The following is a 22,132-nucleotide window of genomic DNA, read 5'->3' on the forward strand; positions in this document are numbered from 1 at the left end:
ATGGAGCCTGGAACCAGCCCGTCGGGGCAGCAGGATGCGTCCGGCCTCGCCGCACGGGTGACGGCCGTGATGGTGCGGGTGCTGTCCGCGGCCCGGCCCGACGCGCAGCCCGTGACCGCCGCATGCGAACTGCGGGGCCTCGGCCTCGATTCGATGACGGCGGCCCGGCTGTGGCTCGCGGTGCAGGGCGAGTGTGCGGCGGATGTGCCGCTGGGCTGGCTCACCGAGGCGACCACGGTCGGGGAGTACGCCGTGCGGGTCGCCGACCACGCGTCGCAGGCGGTGCCGGTCCAGGGTGCGGGTGCCGTCGGAGCACAGGTCGCCGCGGACCCGGACGCCCTGCACGAGCCGTTCCCGCTGACGCCGCTGCAGGAGGCGTATCTCATCGGCAAGGAGCCCGAGCTGCAGGCGGACGCCGTGGGCTGCCACCTGTACCGCGAGTTCGACGTGCCGGCGCTCGACACCGAGCGGCTGCGCGCCGCCTGGCAGCGCCTTGTCGAGCACCACGACATCCTGCGCGCCACCGTCACCGAGGACGGCCGGCAGCAGATATCCGCGCAGGCCCCGCGCTGGGACCTCGCCGTGCACGGGAGCGCCACGCGCGCCGAGTTCACCGAGACCGCGACCGCCGTGCGCGCCCGGATGTCCCACCACCTCTTCCCGGCGGGCCACTGTCCCCCCTTCGCGATCGAGGTCACCCTCGGCCCCGACGGCACCGGCCGCGTCCACTTCGGCATCGACGCGATAGTCACCGATGGTCAGGGCCTCGACCTGCTCACCGCGCAGTGGGAGGCGTGTTACGCCGACCCGTCCCACCTCCTTCCCGCACCGACGGCCCCGCTGTCGGTGCGGGACTGCGTTGTGGCCCTGGACGCGGCGCGGCGGACCGAGGCCCACCGGCGTGACCTCGACCACTGGGTGCGGCGGCTGCGTGAACTGCCGGGCGCGCCGGGCCTGTTCACGGGGGACGCGCCGGAGCGCGGCGCCGGCCTGTCGTGTGTGCGCCGCAGCAGCCGCACCGCGCGGCTGACGGCCGCCGAGTGGCGGTCGCTGCGCGCGAGGGCCGAGGAGCTGGCGGTGTCGCCGACCTCGCTGGTCCTGACCGTGTTCACCGAGGCGCTCGCCCGGCACGGCGCCCACGAGCCGTTCTCCCTGGTCGTCACCACCAGCAGGCGCCCTCAACTGCCGCCGGAGGCCGACCACTTGGTGGGTCCGTTCACGGGCACCACGTTCGTCGAGGCGGTGCCCCCGCAGCAGCACACGTTCGAGGAGGCCGCCCGGCTCACCCACGAGGGCCTGTGGCAGGCGCTGGAGCACTCCGCGGTCTGCGGCGTCAGCGCGCAGCGGGCGCTGCGCGGCGGCGGTCCCGGGCCGCTGCCCGTGGTGTTCACCAGCATGCTCGACGCGGCGGGCCGGCCGAGGGCGCGCGGGTTCGCAGCGGCGCCGGTGTACGCGGTCAGCCAGACCTCCGGGGTGTGGCTCGACCACCAGATGTGGGAGCAGGACGGCGCGCTGCATCTGCGCTGGGACACCGCTGACGGGTGCTTCGCGCCCGGTGTGGTGGAGGCCGCGTTCGCGTCGCTGTGCAACGGGCTGCGCGCGCTCGCCGTCGCGGGACCCGTCGTCACCCGCCCCCTGAACGACCTGCAGCAGGCGTACTTCGTGGCGCGTGCCGCCGGGGAGCCGGGGCCGTGGCGGGGATGCCAGGTCGTCGTCCCGTACGACACCGACGAGCGCGTGGACCCGGTGCGCCTGGAGTCGGCCGTGGTGCGGCTCGTCGAGGCGTACGACGTGCTGCGCTCGGCGGTCACGCAGGACGGCGTCGTGGAGGTGCGCACCGGGGCGCCGCGCCGCTGGACGGTGCCCGTCGTCGCGGGCGGCTGCCCCGATGAGGTGCGCGATGCCATGGCGGCGGCGAACTTCCCGCTCGGCCGGTACCCGCAGTTCGAGGTGCGGGTGGTGCGCGGCGACGGCGGTGACACGGTCCTCATGTCGATGGACCTCACGCTCACCGACGCCCGCGGCATCCATCTGACCGGCCGTGAACTGATGCGCCTGTACGCCGATCCCGCGGCGGAGCCCCGGCCCGCCGAGGCGGCTCGGGACTCGGCGCGCGACGCGGACGAAGAGGCCCGCTCGCGGGCCCACTGGCAGGACCGGCTGCGGGCGCTGCCGCCCGGTGTGCCGCTGCCCGAGCCGCGTGACGCGGACGCGCCCGACCGCCGGGTCCGCCTGGCCGGCGCGCCGCTGGCACTGCGGCCGCTCACCGACCGCTGCGCCGAGCACGGTCTGAGCCTGGACGCGGTGCTGCTCACCGCGTTCACCGATGTCCTCGCCCGCACGTACGGAACGGATTTCGCCGTGCCGGTGGTCCGCTGGGACCACGGTCTCGACCCACAGCGGCCCGGCGAGTTCACGGCGCTGAGCTGGCTGCCGTGCGCGCCGCGCGAGCTGTCCTTCACCGCGCGGGCCCGGACCTACCAGGAGGGTCTGGAGCGGGACGCCGATGTGTCCGGCAGCGGTCTTCCCGAGCTGCGGCGGGCCGTGGCGCGCTCCGGCGGCGCCGGGTACCCCGTCGTCTACACGTGCGCCCTGGACCTCACCGGCCGGCCGCTGCCGGGGTCGGTGCGGGCCGGGCAGTGGCTGAGCTGTACCCCGGACGTGTTCCTGGACTGCATCACCACCGTCGACGCCGGGCAGCTGCAGCTGGCCTGGGACGCCGTGGACGGCCGTGCCCCGCAAGGCGGCTGGAGCGAGCTGCACGCCGAGTACCGCCGGGCCGTGACCCGTCTCGCCGACGACGCGGCGGCCTGGCAGGAGCCGGCCGGGGGCGACACGTCGGGCGCGGACGACGGCGAGGTGCGCGGCGCCGAGCTGCACAAGATCCTGCACGAGTGGAACGACACCGCCCGCGCGTTCCCCGACGACCGGCTGATGCACCAGCTCTTCGAGGAGCAGGCGGCCGAGCACCCTCAGGCTCAGGCGCTGCGCTGGCGCGGCGGCACGATGACGTACCAGGAGCTGAACCGGCGGGCCAACCGCATCGCCGCCCGGCTGGCCGCCGAGGACGTGGGCCCGGAGACGGTCGTCGCCGTCAGTGTGCCGCGCGGGCCCATGATGGTCGCGGTGGTCCTCGGGATCCTGAAGGCTGGCGGTGTCTATCTGCCGATGGAGCCGCACCTGCCCGCCGAGCGGGCCGCCGTCATCCTCGAGGAGGCGCACGCCGCGGTCGTCGTCACCACCGCCGACCGCGAGGGCTGGCCGGTGCCCGACGGATACGCCCGCGTGTGCGCGGACGCCGCCGTGGAGGGCCCCCACCCCGCCGACGCGGACACCTGCCCGCGGCCCGTGACGCAGCCGCACAACACGGCGTACATCATCTTCACCTCGGGCAGCACCGGCCGCCCCAAGGGTGTGGCGGTCGCGCACCGGCCCGTCCTGAACCTCATCAACTGGTGCCGGCGCACCTTCGGGTTCGGGCCCGGGGACATGGGCCTGTGTGTCACCTCGCTCGGCTTCGACCTGTCCGTGTTCGACGTGTTCGGCCTGCTCGGTACGGGTGCCGCGCTCTACATCGCGGACGCGGAGCAGCAGCGCGATCCCGCCCTCCTCCTGGACGTGCTGATCGAGGAGCCGGTCACCTTCTGGAACTCGGCGCCCACCACGCTCGCCCAGGTAGGCCCGCTGCTCGACACCGTGGGCACGGCGGGTACCGGTGATCTGCGCCTGGTGTTCCTCAGCGGCGACTTCACGCCGCTGCCCCTCCCCGACGAGGTGCGCGCCGTCTTCCCGCGCGCCGACATGATCAGCCTGGGCGGTGCCACCGAGGCGACGGTGTGGTCCAACTGGTTCCGCATCGGGGCGATCGACCCGGCCTGGCGCAGCATCCCCTACGGCAGGCCCATCGACAACAGCCGCTACCACGTGCTCGACGAGGCGCTGCGCCCCTGTCCCGTCGGCGTCGAGGGGGATCTGTACATCGGCGGTGAGTGTCTGGCCCTCGGCTACGTCAACCAGCCCGAGCTGACCGCCGACCGGTTCATCCCCGACCCGTTCCACGAGGACCCGCAGGAGCGCCTCTACAAGACCGGTGACAGGGCCCTGTACTACCCGGACGGCAACCTGAGCTTCCAGGGGCGGGCCGACGGACAGGTGAAGGTCCGCGGGTTCCGGGTGGAGCTGGCCGAGATCGAGCACCGGCTGCGGGCGCACGACGGGGTCAAGGACGCCGTGGTCCTGGCCCGGGAGGACGGCTGCGGGGACCGCACCCTCGTCGCGTACCTCGTGGCCCTGCCGGGTTCGGCGCCTTCCGGGCGTGAACTGCGCGGGTTCGCGGGGCAGACGCTGCCGGAGTACATGGTGCCCAACTTCATCGGTTTCCTGGCCGGGTTCCCGGCCACCGCCAACGGGAAGCTGGACCGGGCCGCGCTGCCCTGGCCGCTGGCCAAGGCACACCTGACGCCGCCGGACCGCTCTGCCGACGCCGATCCCGTCGGTTCGGAGGCCGAAGTGGCCGTCCCTGTGAAGGAGTCTGCGGCGGAGCAGCCTGCCGTCGCGGGCGGGGCCGGGCCCTCGGTTTCCGTGCCGCCGCGCGACGAGCTGTGCGCGGAGATCGCCGATCTGTTCGCCCAGGCCCTCGGGGTCGAGTCGGTGGACGCCGACACCGACCTGTGGGACCAGGGCGCGACGTCCTTCACCATGGTCCGGGTCTCGGGCTCCCTGCAGCGCTCGTACAAGCAGCGGTTCCCCGTCTCCGCACTGCTCGACAACCCGAGCGTCGGCGCGATCGCCGGCTGGGTCCATGCTCAGCTGGGGGGCGGCGCCGACGCGGAGAGCACTGTCGCCGTCGAGGCGGAGACCGCGACGTCAGACGATGCCGAGACCACGGCGACGACCGTCACGCAGGCCACGGTGGCCTCCGACGAAAGGCCCGATTCCGGCCCCGGACCGGTGGACTTCTTCGCCACCGAGGAGCGCGAGCGCTTCAAGCGACAGCACTGGAACCGGCGCGCCGACGAGCCCGGGCTTCCCGAAGTGCAGCTGGGCGAAGTCCGGTTCGAGGACGAGCTCCACGCCTGGCGGGCCAGCCGCCGGGACTTCCTCGACCAGCCCGTGCCCCACCGGTCCTTCTCGCGTCTGCTCGGCCTGCTGCGCGAGACCACCGGCGCCGACGGCACCGGCGCCCTGTACCCGTCGGCCGGCGACACCTACTCCGTCCAGGTCTATCTGCACCTGACGCCGGACGCCGTCGAGGGCCTCGACGCCGGGCTCTACTACTACGACCCGTCCCGGCACTCGCTGCGCCTGCTGCGGTCCGGTGTCCTGCCGGATCGCGGGGCCCACTTCTACTACAACCGGCCGGTGTTCGACCGCTCCCGGTTCGGCATCTACCTGTTCGGCCAGCGCCACGGAATCGAGCCGCTGTACGCCGAGGAGAGCCTGCGCTACCTCACGCTGGAATCCGGGTACATGAGCCAGTTGCTGATGCTGGGGCAGGCCGCCCACGGTGTCGGCCTGTGTCCGATCGGCGCCCTGAACACCGAGCAGTTGAGCCAGTGGCTCGGCCTGGACGAGGGCCATGTCTTCCTGCAGGCCTTCCTCGGCGGCGCGGCGGAACACCCGCAGCGCACGGCGGGCGGCACGGCGCCGTTCTTCACCGAGCCGACCGACAGCGACGGCTACAGCGGGAGCAACGACAGCAGCAGCGACAGCAGCACCGTCATCACCGATGCCGTGGCGCCGGTCAGCGCCGCCGCCGAGGACGCCGACGCCGAACCCCCGGCGCACACCGCCGAGCCGGCCGCGGTGATCGGCATGGCCGGCCGGCTCCCCGGGGCCGGGGACCTGGACGCCTTCTGGGACAACCTGGTCTCGGGCCGTACCGCGATCGGCCCGGCGCCCGCGTCCCGGCCGGAGACGGCGCCCTTGGGGGCCCGTGCCACCGGAGGATTCCTGCCGCACATCGACCGGTTCGACAGCCTCCTCTTCCATGTGTCACCGCAGGAAGCGCCGGCCCTCGACCCGCAGGCACGGCTGATGCTCGAGAGCGTCTGGCAGTGCCTGGACGACGCCGGGCACACAGCCGACTCGCTGCGCAGGTCCGCGGGGCGCGTCGGGGTGTTCATCGGCTCCATGTGGCACGACTACCGGCAGCAGGGCGCCGACCGGTGGAACGGGGGAGACAGCGCGGAGGTCGCGGCGACCGCCTCCGACATCGCCAACCGGGTCTCGCACTTCTTCGACTTCCGCGGCCCCAGCCTGGCCGTCGACACCTCCTGCTCGTCGTCGTTCGCCGCGCTGCACCTCGCGGTGGAGAGCCTGCGCCGCGGCGAGTGCGGAGCGGCCGTCGTCGGCGCCGTCAACCTGCTGGCCCACCCCTACCACTGGGGCCTGCTCGACGGCCTCGAACTGCTCGCGGCCGACGCCCCGCCGGCCGCGTACGCCGCCGAAGGCAGCGGCTGGCACCCGGGCGAGGGCGTCGGGGTGCTGCTGCTGCGCCCGGCCGACGCCGCCCGCCGCGCCAAGGACACCGTGCACGGCCTGATCGAGGGCACCCGGATCGGCCACGCGGGCCGCGCGCCGCGCTACGGCGCGCCGCACACCGCGGCCCTCGCCGACTCGCTCGCCCGGGCCCTGGCCGACGCGTCGGTGATCCCCGACGAGGTCGACTACGTGGAGTGCGCCGCGGCGGGCGCGGGCATCGCCGACGCCGCCGAGCTGGAGGCACTGGGCTCCGTACTCGCCCGCTGCGCCGGAGCGTCGCCGGTTCCGGTCGGCACGCTGAAGCCCAACATCGGGCACCTGGAGGCCGCTTCGGGTCTCTCGCAGCTCATCAAGGTGCTGCTGCAGATACGTCACGGGCGCATCGCGCCCACGCTGGTGTCGGGCGAGCTCAGCCCGCTCGTGGACTGGGACGGCCTCCCGGTCGAGCTGGTCGACACTCCGCGCGCGCTCACGCCGCGCGCCGCCGACGGCCGGGCCACCGTCCTGGTCAACGCGGTGGGCGCGACCGGTTCGTACGGCCATGTGGTGGTGCGAGCACCGCACGCGCACGGCACCGGGCCCGCAGCGCAGGACGGACTCGCAGGGGCCGGGGCCGCGCCGTCGGCGAGTGGTCCGCGCACCGTCGTCCTGTCGGCCGCTTCGCCCGAGGGCCTCACGGCGGCGGCCGGGCGGCTGCGCGACCATCTGGCCGGGGCGGGCAACGCCCTGTGCCTCGACGACATCGCCTGGACGCTGCAGACCGGGCGCGCGTCGCTCGGTCACCGCCTGACGCTGTCCGCCGACGGCCTGGACGGCGTACGGGCGGGCCTGACCGCGTTTCTCGACGGGCGCCCCTGTCCGGGCCTCGCGACGGCCGCCGCCGATCCGGCGCTCGCCGGAGTACCCACCGACGCGCAGGACCTGGCGCGGGCCGCCGGGGACTGGCTGCGCGGGCACGTGGTGGACTTCGCCCGGCTGTGGTCCGCGCCCGCCCGCCGCGTCCCGCTCCCCGTCCAGGACTTCACGGTCCTCGCGCAGGAGCGGCACTGGCTCGCCGCGCCCGCGGCCCGGCGGCCGGACGGTGCGACGGGTTCCGTACCGGCCGCGCCGGAGTCCGGGCAGTCCGCGCCGCCGGCGTCCCCGCAGGTTCAGGACGACCGCGCGGACCGCGCCCAGGAGCATGTCGCCGCCTGCTTCGCCGAGGTGAGCGGCATCCCCGCCGAGCAGCTGCACCCGCGGGTGCCGCTGGAGCACTACGGCCTGAGCTCCCGCCTGGTCGCCCGGTTCAACGAGCGGCTGCGCCAGGACGTCCAAGGGGTGTCCAGCACGGTCCTGTTCGAGTATCCGGACCTGGCCGGGGTCGCCGCGCATCTGGCGGCCCACCACGAGGGCCCCTGGTCGGCCGGCCCGGACACGCAGCCGTCGCCGCCCGTCCCGTCCCCGGACCCGCTCCCCGTGACCCGTACGCCCGCAGCGGCCCTGGGCGAAAGTGCCGCGGCCGACGGTCCCGAGCCCATCGCCGTCATCGGCATCGCGGGCCGCTACCCGGGGGCCGGGGACCTGGAGGCGTTCTGGAGCAATCTGGCCGAAGGCGTCGACAGCGTCGGTCCCCTGCCTGCCGAGCGCGCCCGCGACGGCTGGCCCACCGAGCAGATGTGGGGCGGCTTCCTCGAGGGTGTGGACCGGTTCGACGCGCTGTTCTTCGGGATCGCGCCGCGCGACGCCCAGCTGATGGATCCGCAGGAGCGGCAGTTCCTCCAGGTGGTCTGGGAGACCCTGGAGGACGCGGGCTGCACCAGGGCCCGCATACGGGAGCAACTGGGCTCCGACGTCGGCGTGTTCGTCGGCACGATGTACAACGAGTACCCCTTCTTCGGCGTCGAGCGCTCGCTGGCCGGGGAGAGCGCCGACACCGGGTCCGCCGTCGCGGGCATCGCCAACCGGGTCTCGTACTTCCTGGATCTGCACGGCCCGAGCCTCGCCGTGGACACCATGTGCTCGTCCTCGCTGACCGCGCTGCACCTGGCGGTGGAGAGCCTGCGCCGCGGCGAGTGCGCCGCGGCCGTGGCCGGCGGAGTGAACCTCTCGCTGCATCCGCACAAGTTCCGCCAGCAGACCCGCCTGAAGATGTCCTCCAGCGACCACCGCTGCCGCAGCTTCGGCGCGGGCGGCGACGGCTTCGTGCCCGCCGAGGGTGTCGGGGCGGTGCTGCTCAAGCCGCTGTCCGCCGCCGAGGCAGACGGCGACCGCATCCACGCCGTCATCCGGGGCACGGCCGTCAACCACGGCGGCAAGACCAACGGTTACATGGTGCCCAACCCCGTGGCCCAGGGCGATCTGGTCCGTGCGGCGCTGCGCCGCGCGGGCGCCGACCCGGCCACCATCGGCTACGTGGAGGCGCACGGCACCGGCACCCAGCTCGGTGACCCCGTGGAGATCAACGGCCTGAACCGGGCCTTCGCGGGCGCATCGGTGGCCCCGGCGAGCCGTGCCATCGGCTCGGTGAAGGCCAACATCGGGCACGCGGAGGCGGCGGCCGGTATCGCGGGCCTCACCAAGGTGGTGCTCCAGCTCCGCCACCGCCACCTCGTGCCGTCGCTGCACACCGAGGAGCTCAACGACGCAGTGGACTGGGCGAGTTCACCGTTCGAGGTGGTCCGCGAGGGCCGCCCCTGGGCCCCGCTCACCGGAGCGGACGGCGCCCCGCTGCCGCGCCGCGCGGGCCTCAGCGCCTTCGGCGCCGGAGGAGCCAACGCGCATGTCGTGGTGGAGGAGTACGTCCCCGGCACGGCACCGGAACCCACCGCACCCGGCGTACCCGGCGTACCCGAACCGCAGTTGATCGTCCTGTCCGCGCACGACCTCGGCCGGCTGCAGGCACTGGCCGGACGGCTGCGGGACCGGCTCGGACGCGACGACCGGCCCGCGCCGGCCCTCGCCGACGTGGCACACACCCTGCAGAGCGGCCGGGAGCCCCTGCGCGAACGGGTCGCGCTCGTGGCGTACGACGTGGCCGAGCTGTGCCGCGCCCTCGACCGGCTCGCCTCGGGCGACACCGGCGCCTGGGTGCACGGCCGCACCCCCGGCGGCGCCCTGCCCGACGGCCCGAAGGCGGTGCTCGATGCGGCCGCCGACCGGGACGCGGAGCTGCTGCGCCTGGGCCGGCACTGGACGGAGGGCGGCACGGTCGACTGGCCGAATCTGCACCCGGTGCGCCGCCGCCTGGTCTCGCTGCCCTCGTACCCGTTCGCCGAGGACCGGCACTGGCTGCCCGAACCGCGGACCGCGGCTCCGGCGGCAACGGCAACGGCAACGGCAACGGCAACAACCGTGACGGAACCGTCCGGCACCACGCTGTACGGCCGCACCTGGCGGGCTCTGCCGCCGCTCGCCGCCACGGCCGCTCCCGCACCGTCGGGCCGTGTCCTCTGTGTCTTCTCCGCACCCGGCGAGCCCGTGGCGCGCGCCCTGGCCGCACTGCTCGGCCCCGACCGGGTCACGCTCGTCCGGGCGGGCGCCGACGCCGGGATCGGTATCCCCGGTATCACCGGCATCGGCGATGAGGCCGAGGCTGCCGCGTTCGCGCAGGGGCTGCGGGCCGACGGGCCGGATGCCGTGGGCGGTCTGATCGACCTCACCGACCTCGGCGGCCCCGCCCGCGGGGACGCCGGATGCTGGACGGCCCGGCTCGTCCTGCTGCGGCGGCTCGTGCGCACCCTGCGCGGCCACGGCGGCCGCGTACTGCACGTGACCGAGGGCCTGTACGGGCCCGCGGGCCCCGCACCCTCGCTCGCCGGGGCGCGCATGGCCGGCTTCGTGCGGATGCTCGGCGCGGAGTACGGGCGGGTCACCGGCACCGTGCTCGACCTGGACGCCTCGGCCGTCGGACCCGACGCGGCCGCGCGGCAGATCCTCGCCGAGTACACCGGGCCGTACGGCCCGGGCGACGTGTCCGTACGCGGCGGAGTGCGCCACCGCCCCGAACTCGTGGCCCTGCCCGACGCCGGGCACCGGCCGCTGACCCCCGCCGTGGACCGCGCCTACCTCGTCACCGGCGGCACCCGGGGCATCGGGGCCCGGGTGGCCCGGCTCCTGGTGCGCCGCGGCGCCCGGCGGATCGCCCTGACCGGGGCCCGTCCGCAGCCGCCGCGTGCCGACTGGCCGCTCCTTTCGCCGGGCACACCCGAGGCCGAAACGGCGTCGCTGGTAACCGAGTTGGAGGCCCAGGGCGCGCGCGTCCTGGTGCACTCCGGCCCGCTGAGCGAGCGGGAGCGCACCGACCGGTTCCTGCGCGAGGTGCGCGAGGTGCTCGGCCCGATCGGCGGTGTCGTGCACTGCGCGGGGCGCGGGCCTGTCGGCAGGCCCTCGTTCATCGGCAAGGAACTCGCCGACTTCGACCCCGTACTCGAACCCAAGACGACGGGCCTCGAGGTCCTCGACGAGCTGTGCGCCGGTGACCGGCCGGAGTTCTTCGTGCTGTTCTCCTCGCTGTCCGCCGTCGCGCCCGGCCTGGCCGCCGGCGTCCTCGACTACGCGGCGGCCAACGCCTTCCTCGACTGTTACGCCGATCACCAGGTGCGCTCGGGACGCCCCTGGTTCCGTTCGGTCGCCTGGCCCACCTGGAGCGAGTCGGGCATGGGCGCGGACCGGCCGGACAGCTGCGCGCCCGTGGGCGTGGGACCGCTCGGCGACGAGGAGGGGCTGCGGGTCCTCGAACGGATCCTCGCCCTGCCCGCCGAGCAGGCCCGCATCGTGCCCTGCCCCCCGATCGACGGCATCGCCGCCGACCCCGCGGCGCTGCTCGGTTCCCCGCGGGACACCGACGCAACGGCCTCCGTGGGGTCCACCACCTCGGCCAGGTCCACCCCCATGGCCGGTTCCACACCCGCAGCCGGGTCCGCACCCGTTCCGACGACGACCGGGGCCACGCCGCCCCGGCCCCGTGAAGAGGAGCACACCGTGCCGAACACCTCAGTCACCGGGCCGCCCTGGCTCGCCCCGCTGTTCAGCGAGCTCCTCGCGATTCCCGAGGACGCCCTGGACCCGACGGCGCTCCTCGGCGACCTGGGGGTGGAATCCGTCCTCCTGGGTGAAATCCTGCTGCGGCTCGAGGAGTTGACGGGTCTGTCCCTCGACCCGGCGACGCTTCTCGACCACCCCACCCTCGAACTCCTGGGCCGACATCTGGCGGACCTCGGGGTGCCGAGCGCACCGCCCGTGCCCGCCGCGACGCCCGCCGCGACCACCGCGCCCGCCGTGGCTCCTGTGGCCCCCGTGACTCCTACGGCTCCCGTGGCTGTGGCCCCTGTGGCCCCCGTGGCCCCGTCCGGGAAGATCGCTGTCATCGGGCTCTCCTGCCGCTTCCCCGGCGCCGAGGACGCCGCCGCCTTCGCACGCAATCTGCTGGGCGGCACCTGCTCGGTGACCGAGGTGCCGCCCTCGCGCTGGGACGTCGGTGAGCTGTACCGGCCCGAGCTCGAGCCGGGCCGCAGCACCAGCAAATGGGGCGGATTCCTGGACGGGATCGAGGACTTCGACCCCGAGTGGTTCGGCATGAGCGAGGACGAGGCCCGCTGCCTCGACCCGGCCGTGCGGCTGTTCCTGGAAGGCTCCGCCACCTGTCTGACGGACGCCGGATACAGTGCGCGGGAGCTGGCGGGCCGCGACGTGGGGGTGTTCGCGGGCGCCCGGATGTCCCACTACGGGCGCCGGGTGGGCGAGCGGCGCGGCCTCGTGGGCATGGGCTCCGACCAGAACTTCATCGCCGCGCGCATCGCCCACCACTTCGACCTGCACGGCCCCAACCTCGTGGTGGACAGCGCCTGTTCGTCCTCACTGGTGGCGCTCCAGCTGGCCTGCCGCAGTCTCCTGGACGGCGAGTCGGAGCTGGCGCTGGCCGGCGGGGTCGACGTACTCCTGGACGAGGAGCCGTATCTCGACTTCAGCGCGGCCAAAGCGCTGTCCCGGCACGGCCGCTGCGCCACCTTCGACGAGAACGCCGACGGGTTCGTGCCCGGCGAGGGCTGCGGCGTCGTCCTGCTCAAGCCCCTGGAGAAGGCGCTGCGGGACGGCGACCGGATCCATGCCGTGATCGACGCGGTCGCCGTCAACAACGACGGCCGCACCATGGGACTGACCACCCCCAACCCGGCGGCACAGGCCAAGGTCGTCCGCCGGGCCCTCGCCGCGGCCGGGCGGCGGGCCGACGAGGTCGGCCTGATCGAGGCCCACGGCACCGGCACGATGATCGGTGATCCGATCGAACTGCGTGCCCTGACCGAGGTGTTCCGCGAGGAGACCGGACGGACCGGCTTCTGCGCCATCGGAAGCGTCAAGACCAACGTCGGGCATCTGCTGAGCGCCGCGGGCATGGCCGGCCTGATCAAGGCGGTGCTCGCGGTGCGGGACGGGCGGATCGCACCGACGCTGTTCTGCGAACGGCCCAACCCGCGCTTCGACTTCGCCGCCTCGCCGTTCTACCCGAGCCGCACGGCCCACGACTGGGAGCCGGAGCCCGGCCGGGTGCGGGTCGCCGGGGTGAGCGCCTTCGGCCTGGGCGGCACCAACGCCCATGCCGTCGTCAGCCAGTTGGACCCGGCTCTGGCGGCGGCGCACCGGCCGCGCCCGGCCCTGCCCGCGCCGGACTTCGCGCGCCGCAGGCTGTGGCTGGAGGCGGCACCTCCGTCGGCGCCCGGCCCGCGGCCCGCGGTCCCCGGCCGCCCGCCGCTGGGTGCCTCCATCCTCGGCCTGACCTTCGAGGAACCCCTCTCCGAACCCGGTTACGCCCCTCTCACCCCAACCCCGACCGGCGCCGACACCGCAGCGGCGTCGCAGGAAGGACGGAAGTGGTGAACGTGCCCTCCGCACCGCAGCCCGGACACGAGTTGGTGTGCCATCTCGTCCTGGAGCACAGCGACTTCATCATGCAGAACCACCGGGTGCACGGGGTGTCCGTCATGCCGGGGGTGACCTTCCTCGACATCGTCTTCCGCATCCTGCGTGACCGGGGCTTCGACACGGCCCGTGCCGAGCTGCGCAACGTCCTCTTCCACGAGGCGATCGCCACCAGCGAGGGCTGTGACCGCGACATCCGCATCACGGTGTCGACGTCCACCGACGGCAGCCGCTGGATCACCGCGGAGAGCCGCCGCCGCGAGGGCGGCGAGAGCGCTGCGGACTACCAGGAGAACTTCCGCGGCGAGCTCGTCCTGCACGACGTGCCCGAGCCCGGGCCGCTCGACGTCGACCGGCTGCGCACCACCGCGCGGCGCGTGGCCGACCTGGACGAGATGTACGCACGGGCCCGCGCCGAAGAGATCCGGCACGGATCCGCGATGCGCTGCTTCGGCCGGCTCTACTACGGCGACGGCGAACTCCTCGCCGAACTGGGCCTGGACGGGGAGGCGGCGGCGCTCGACGAGCACTTCCATCTGCACCCGGCGAAAATGGACTGCGCCACCATCGCCGCGTTCGCGCAGGTGCCGCCGCCGGACCAGGACCCGTTCATCCCGGTGTTCATCGAGTCGTTCCGGGCCCCGCGCCCGCTGACCGGCGTCGCGTACGCCCATATGCCGCGCCCCGAGACGTACGCCCAGTCCGGGGACATCATGCACAACGACTGCGCGCTGTACGACGCCGACGGCCGCTTCCTCGCCGGGTTCACCAAGCTGACCTGCAAGCGCATCCGCAACCCCGAGCTCATCACCCGGCTCCTCGACGCCCCGGACGTGACGCGCACGGCCGCGCCCGCCCCGGCTGCGGTGTCCCCCTCCCCCGCTGTCGCGCCTGCCTCGTCCGACGGCGGCGGGGCCGGGCCCGACGCGGTGCGCGCGCATCTGCGCGAACTGGTCGGCACCCTTCTCGGCAGGGCGCCCCACGCGATCCGCACCGATGCCGGTTTCTACGACCTCGGCCTGGACTCCGGGCACATGCTGGACATCAGCCGCCGCCTGGAGGAATACGTCTGCGCGCCGCTGTATCCGACGCTGCTGTTCGAGTTCTCCGACATCGACTCGCTCGCCGCGCACCTGTACGCCGAGTTCGGCGCGCAGGTGCGCAGCGCCCCCGCGAACCCGCCTGCCACACCCGCCTCGCCCGATGAGGGCGCCGGAGCCCCGCCCGCGGCGGCGGCCAGAAGTGCGGCCCGCGCCGTCGCGCCCGCTCTCGGCTGCCACCGGCCGGTGTGGACACCACTGCCCGCCGACCCCGGCGCTTTCGCGGCGGACGGCGCACGGACCGTGGTGCTCGTCGGTGCCGACGCCGCGACCGCGGCCGCCCTGCGCGACGCCGCGGCCCCGGCCCGGGTGGTACGCGCCGAACGGGCCTCCGCGTTCCAGCGCCTGGCCGCCGACCACTACCGGCTCGACCCGGCCGATCCGGACCAACTCGCCTCGCTGACCACCGCGTTGGCAACCGACGGCATCTCCGCGACGGCGTACGTCCGCTGTGCCCGCACCCGGGACACGGACGGCGCCGGGAGCGCGCTGCCGGATGCCTACCTCGAGAGCTGGGCGCTGGCCGTGGCCGTCACCGGTACCCGGCCGACGGGGCCTGTCCCGGTACTGTTCCTGCACCCGCGCGATCCCGCCGCGCCCCGCCCGCACGAGGACGCGCTGGGCGCGCTCGCCCGCACCGTCGCCGCCGAGGCGCCGCAGCTGCGCTGCCGTGCGGTCGGCCACGACGCCACCGCGACGGCCGGGGACCTCGCCGCCGTCATCGCCGCCGAGAGCACGGACCTGTCCGCGGAGAGCGAGGTACGGCACACGGGAGGCACCCGGCTCGCAGTGCGGCACGAGACGCTGGCCGTGCCCGCCGGGAACGGCGCGGGCGTGCTGCGCGAGGACGGCGTGTATCTCGTCACCGGCGGGGGCGGCGCTCTCGCCTCACTGCTGGTGGACCGCCTGGTGACACGCGGCCCGGTGCGGCTCGTGCTGACCGGCCGCAGCGCACCGGGGCCCGAGCTCACACAGCGGATCGACAGCTGGCGGCGGCGCGGCGCCGAGGTCACCCACGTGCGCGGCGACGTCGCCCACACCGACGACGTGCTGGCCGCCGTGACCTGTGCGCGCGAGACGTACGGCCGGATCGACGGGGTCTTCCACTGCGCGGGCAGCGTCGACGACGGAATGTTCTTCCGCAAGGACCCGGAGCGCTCCGCGGCCGTCCTGGCCGCCAAGGTGGCCGGCACCCGGAATCTCGACGAGGCCACCGCGGACGACGGCCTTGCGTTCTTCGCGCTGTTCTCGTCCGTTTCGGCGTCCGTGGCCAACCCGGGCCAGGCCGACTACGCGTACGGCAACGCGTTCATGGAGCACTTCGCCGAGCAGCGTGCCGCCCGCGCGGACCGGCCCGGCGTCTCGGTCGCGGTCGGCTGGCCGCTGTGGGCCGACGGCGGGATGCGGGTCTCCGAAGACGTGCTGCGCCGCTCCGCCGACACGTCCGGGCTGCACGCCCTGCCCGCCGACGCGGGCCTGGACGCGCTGTTCGGGCTGCTCTCGGGGGCCGCACCGCGGGCCGTCGTCACGTACGGCGACCAGGAGCGCATCGCCGAACTGCTGCCCGCGCCCCGGCCCTCGGCCGCACAGTCCGGGCGCCCCGGCTCCCCCGACTCGCCTGACTCCCCGGACAGCGACGACATCGCGATCATCGGCGTCGCGGGCCGCTACCCCGAGGCCGAGGACCTCGAGGCGTTCTGGCGCAATCTCGCCGAGGGCCGCGACTGTGTCGGCGAGGTGCCCGCGGACCGCTGGGACCACGCGGCGTACTACGACCCGGAGCGGGGCAAGGAGGGCCGCACGTACGGGCGTCGGGGCGGGTTCCTCGACGGCGTCGACCGGTTCGACGCGGCCTCCTTCGGCATCTCGCGGCGCGAGGCCGAGCTGATGGACCCGCAGGAGCGGCTGTTCCTCACCGTCGGCCGACAGGCCGTCGAGAACGCCGGCTACCGCCCGGAAGAACTGGCCCGCACCCGGGTCGGGGTCTTCGCCGGTGTCATGTGGAACCACTACCAGTTGTGTACGGACGGCAGTGCCGAGCCCGTCGCGCCGACCGCCCTGCACTGCTCCGTCGCCAACCGGCTCTCGTACTGCCTGGATCTGTCCGGGCCCAGCATGGCGGTGGACACCGCCTGCTCGTCGTCGCTGACGTCACTGCACCTGGCCGTGGAGAGCATCCGGCGCGGTGAGTGCGCACTGGCCGTCGCGGGCGGCGTCAACGTCGCCGCGCACCCGCAGAAGTATCTGCAGCTCGCTCAGGGCCGGTTCCTGTCGTCGGACGGGCGCTGTCGCGCCTTCGGCGCGGACGGCGACGGCTACGTGCCCGGTGAGGGCGTGGGCGCGGTGCTGCTCAAGCCGCTGGCCGACGCGCTAGCCGACGGGGACCACGTACACGCGGTGATCAAGGGCTCGTTCCTCAATCACTCGGGGCGCACCAGCGGTTTCACCGTGCCGAGCCCCACTGCGCAGGCCACGCTGATCGCCGACGCGCTGGACCGCTCCGGTGTCGCCGCGGACAGCGTCGGCTACATCGAGGCGCACGGCACCGGCACCGCGCTCGGCGACCCGATCGAGATCGAGGGGCTGAGGCAGGCGTTCGCGGACGCGGGGCTCGCCCCGGGCAGCTGCGCCATCGGCTCGGTGAAGTCCGGGATCGGGCATCTGGAGAGCGCGGCCGGTATCGCCGCCGTCACCAAGGTGCTGCTCCAGATGCGCCACCGGGAGCTGGTGCCGTCGCTGCACAGCGAACAGCCCAACCCGCACATCGACTTCGCGGCCACCCCCTTCGCCGTGCAGCGGACCCGGACCCCTTGGGTGCCTCGACCGGGCAGCACGGTGCTGCGCGCCGGAGTGAGCGCGTTCGGCGCCGGTGGCTCCAACGCCCATGTCCTCCTGGAGAGCGCGCCGCCCGCGCCGGCCACCCCTGTGGCGGGTCCGCAGCTGTTCGTGTTCTCCGCCAAGGACGAGCGGACGCTGCGCGAGGTGGTACGCCGCCAGCTGCGCCACCTGGACGGTCCGGGCCCGGTCGGGAGCTCGGCGGACGAGGCGACGGCGCTGCTCACCGGTGAGGTGGCCGCGCTCCTGGACGTGCCCGTGGACGCCGTGGACGTGCGGGAGAACCTGGCCGACCTCGGGGTCGACCGCCTGGCACTCGCCGAGCTCGGCCGCCGCGTCGAGGGGCGCCTGCCCGCCGGGGTGCCGCTGTCCGGGCAGGCGTCGGTCACCGAACTGGCCGCGGCCGCGGCGCTCGCCTCCCGGCCGGACGCGCAGCCGCTCGCGGACATCGCGCACACGCTGCGGGTCGGGCGTTCCCCGCTCGCCGTCAGGCTCGCCGTCGTCTGCGGTGAACCGGAGGAGCTGCGCCGGAGGCTGGCGGCGTTCCTGGACGGCGACGAGCCCGGCGAGGGCGTGTTCACGGGCCGCGCCGAAGACGACACGGAGCCCGTGCGACTTGAGCGGGCCGCCGAGCTGTTCCGCCTCGGCCGGCTGTCCGAGCTCGCCCGCGCCTGGGCCGACGGGGCCGCGGTGGAGTGGGACGACTGCCGCGCCGGCGACGGCGTACGGCCACGTCGCGTCCCGCTGCCCGCGCACCCCCTGGACGAGCGCTCGTACTGGATCGGCGGCTGGCGCAGCGCGCAGGAGACCGGCGAGAGCCGGGAGCCGGTCGAGACGGCGCAGGCTTCAACTGCCGGGCCTGCGGCTCCGGTTGACCAAGCAGACCTGCCGGAGGTGCGGGAGGAGCGGCCCGGACTCGACCCGCAGGAGGTGCTGTGGGCCGTGGTGGACGCGGTCCGGACGCGGCTCTATCTCGAGCGGGACGAGGTCGACCACCGGCTGTCCTTCAACGAGATGGGCGTGGACTCGGTCGGCGCCGTGGAGATCGTCGAGCAGCTCGGCGCACGTTTCGCCCTGGAGATGGACCCGGTGACGCTCTTCGACCACCCGACGGTGCCCCGGCTCGCCGAGCACGTCAGGGAACTGCACCGGCGGAGCCCGGCGCCGCGGCCACAGGCCGCACCGGCCGTCGCACAACCGGCGGCACCCGAGGCCGCCGCCCTGCCCGCACCCATACCCGAGCCGGCCGCGTCCCCGGACACCTGCGACGACATCGCCGTCATCGGCATGTCGGGGCGCTTCCCCGGGGCCGAGGACCTGGACGCCTTCTGGGAGAACATCGCCGCCGGGCGTGACAGCTTCACCGAAGTGCCCGCGCAGCGCTGGGACGTCGGCCCCGTCTTCGACGCCGACCGTCTCGTCCCCGACAGGACCTACAGCAAGTGGGCGGCCATGCTGCCCGAGGTGGGCCGGTTCGACGCGGCGTTCTTCAACCACTCGCCGCTCGAGGCCGAGGTGATGGACCCCCAGCAGCGGCTGTTCCTCGAGCAGTCCTGGGCGGCACTCGAGCACGCCGGGTACGCGGTCGGCGCCGACGACCGCACCTCCTGCGGGGTGTTCGTCGGCTGTGCGCCCGGCGACTACTCGACGCTGCTCACCGAGGCGGGCCGGGCCGACACCGGCCATGCCTTCCTCGGCACCACCAGTTCGCTGCTGCCCGCCCGGATCGGCTACTTCCTGAATCTGGACGGACCCACCATGGCCGTGGACACGGCCTGTTCGTCCTCGCTCGTGGCCGTGCACCTGGCCGCCGACAGCATCCGGCGCGGTGAGTGCGCCATGGCCCTCGCGGGCGGTGTGGCCCTCATGGTCACCCCGCAGCTGCACGTCAGGGCCAGCAAGGTCGGAATGCTGTCGCCGCGCGGCACCTGTGTGCCGTTCGACGCGTCGGCGGACGGCACCGTCCTCGGCGAGGGCGTGGGCGCCGTCGTACTGAAGCGCCTGGACCGGGCCGTCGCCGACGGGGACCACATCCACGGCGTCATCAAGGCGACCGGGGTGAACGGCGACGGCCGCACCAACGGCATCACCGCGCCGAGCGCCCTGTCGCAGGCCGCGCTCATCGCGGACGTGCACCGCAGGGCCGGGGTGGGCGCCGACGACATCGGGTACGTGGAGGCGCACGGCACCGGTACCGCGCTCGGCGACCCGATCGAAGTGCGGGCCCTGACCGAGGTGTTCCGCCGCTCGACCGATCGCAGCGGCTACTGCGGCATCGGCACCGTGAAGGCCAACATCGGGCACACCACCATGGCCGCGGGGATCGCGGGCCTGCTCAAGACGCTGCTCGCGCTGCGCCACCGCGAGCTGCCGCCCGCGCCCGCCTTCGACACCCCGAACCCGAAGACGGAGCTGGAATCCAGCCCCTTCTTCGTGGTCCGGGACCGCCAGGAGTGGGAGCCGGGTCCCGGCGGTCAGCGGATCGCCACGGTCAGCAGCTTCGGCTTCAGCGGCACCAACGCGCACGCCGTTCTCGCGCAGGCCCCCGAGCCGCAGGCCCGCCCCGAAGAGCCCGACCAGGAGCGGCTGTTCGCGGTGTCCGCCCGCGACGGGGCGGCCCTTGACCGGCTGCTGCTGCGGCTCGCCGACAGTGACCTGGACGGCGTCACCCCGGCCGACCTGGCCTTCACGCTCGGCGTCGGCCGCGCCCATCTGCCGGTGCGGGCCGCCGTGATCGCCCGGAACGTGCCCGAACTGCGCCGCAGGCTCCGCCTGCTGCAGTCCGGCGCCCAGGCCCCGGGCTGCTTCCGCACCGGTCAGGGGGCCGCGGCCGGCGACCTGGACGAGCAGACCCGCGCCGAGCTCGCGGGCCGCGCCGGGTCGGGTTCGCCCGCCGAGCGTGTCGCCGCCCTGGAGCGCCTGGCCGCCGCCTATGCCGCGGGCCAGGACCTCGACTGGCAGTCCCTGTCGTACGGGGACCGGCCGCGCCGGGTGCCACTGCCGACGTACCCCTTCGGCGGGGACCGGCACTGGATCACACTCCCGGACACCGACCGCACCGCCGTGCCCGCCACGGCACCCGCCACGTCCCGCGCCGAACTCCCGGGCCAGTCACCGCAGTTGACTCCCCACCCTCTGCTCGGTGCTGTCTCCGGGGCGCCCGGCGACCCGGACGGCGCCCGCTTCCCGGTGCCCGTGCCGGCCGCGCACTGGGTGCTCGACCACCACAGGATCGGCGACCGGCCGGTCCTGCCCGGCGCCGCCGGGCTCGACCTCGCGGTGGCCGCGGCCCGGCGCTGCGGCCTGCGCGGCACCGTGCGGCTGCACGGCGTGCAGTGGCTGCGGCTGATCGACGCCGAGGCCGCCGGCACGCTGCGGCTCACCCTGACCTCGGACGGCGAGGGGTACCGCTTCGCCCTGGCCACCGGTGACGACGGGACCGTCTGCTCCCGTGGCTCGCTCACGGTGCGCCCCGATGCCCAGGACGCCGCCGCCCCGGCCGCGTCGCCCGAGACCCTCGATGTCGCGGAGATCGCCGCCCGCTGTCCGTACGAGGTCCGCGCCGAGCGGTTCTACGACGACTTCCGTTCCGGCGGGATCGCCTACGGCCCGTCCTTCCGGGTCCTGGAGAAGATCACCTTTGGTGACGACGAGGTGCTCGGCACGCTGCGCACCACCCCGGACAGCGGCGGGTTCGCCCTGCACCCCGCCCTGCTCGACGGCGCCCAGCAGACCATCGCCGCCCTGGAAGGGGGCAACGACGCCACCCTGGTGCCGTTCTCCGTCGAGACGGTCGAGGTCGTCGACGCGACGGCCGTCCCCGCGTTCGCCCATGTCGTCCGTGCGGGAAAGCACCGCTACACGGTGCGCCTGGCCGACCGGTCCGGGCGGGTCTGTGTCCGCTACGAGGGCCTCGCCCTGCGGGCGCAGCACAACCCGGTCGACTCCATGATGTACCGGCCGGTGTGGCGCCCCGCTCCCCTGCCGCAGCCCGGCAACACGCCCGCGGGCGGCCGTACGGTGGTGGTCCACACCGCCGACTCGACGACCCTGGCCGCCGCGCTCGCGGCCCGCACGGGCCCCGGCCTGGTGGCGCTGTCCGGCGCGCAGGACGCGGCGCCGGACCCGTACGCGGTACTCGAACAGCCCCTGGAAACCGTCTACTTCGTGGCCCGCACCGGCGACGCCGAAGGGCCCGCCGAGGCGGACCGCACCGCCCTTGACCTGTTCCGCCTGGTCAAGCGGATGCTCGCGGCGGGCCGTGCCCGTGACCGCATCGCCCTGCGCATCGTGCTTGCGGGCGCCGTACCGGCGGACCCCGAGGACATGACCGAGCCCGTGCGTCCGCACGCCGCCGGAGTGCTCGGCCTGGCCCGTGCGATCGAGTCGGAGTGCCCGCGCTGGAGCGTCGCCTGTGTCGATGTCGGCGCGGACGGCGGCACCGTCGGTGCCGAGCGCGCGGCCGAGCGGATCGTGGCCGAGCCGGGCACCGAACCGCTGGTGCTGCTGCGCGGCGAGGAGCGGCTGGAGCGCGTCTTCGAGCCGCTGCGCCCCGCCGCGCCCCGGGGCACGGAGCCCTTCCGCGAGGGCGGCGTGTATGTGATCGTCGGCGGCGCCGGCGGCATCGGCTTCGCGCTCAGCCGGCTGCTCGCCCGGATCGCCCGGGCCCGCCTCGTGTGGATCGGCCGCAGCCCCGAGGCCCCGGAACACCGGGCCAAGGCCCAGGAGATCGCCGCGCTGGGCGGTCAGGTCCTCTACGTGCAGGCGGATGTCGCCGACGAGGAGGCACTGCGCCGGGGGCTCGACTCCGTACACGCCCG

2 protein-coding genes (1 of these 2 only partly in view) are annotated in these 22,132 nt (G+C 74.6%); both read left to right on the forward strand.

Annotated features, from left to right (window positions below; all coding sequences use genetic code 11):
* Entirely contained in the window at nucleotides 1-13,335 is a 13,335-nt protein-coding gene (locus OG574_RS51950) for a non-ribosomal peptide synthetase (protein ID WP_326779341.1), read from the forward strand.
* A protein-coding gene (locus tag OG574_RS51955; protein WP_326779342.1) for an SDR family NAD(P)-dependent oxidoreductase crosses the window boundary here: on the forward strand, nucleotides 13,332-22,132 show its beginning. The gene runs 13,231 nt beyond the window's last position; the window shows 8,801 of its 22,032 coding nt (coding positions 1-8,801); its start codon is at nucleotides 13,332-13,334; its stop codon lies beyond the right edge, outside the window. The genes OG574_RS51950 and OG574_RS51955 overlap by 4 nt, the downstream gene beginning before the upstream one ends.

This window comes from Streptomyces sp. NBC_01445 (assembly GCF_035918235.1).
Classification (GTDB): Bacteria; Actinomycetota; Actinomycetes; order Streptomycetales; family Streptomycetaceae; genus Streptomyces.

What these genes read in the sequence shown, in the direction of transcription:
- OG574_RS51950 (WP_326779341.1), top strand. Translation starts at nt 1, where the DNA reads ATGGAGCCTGGAACCAGCCCGTCGGGGCAGCAGGATGCGTCCGGCCTC.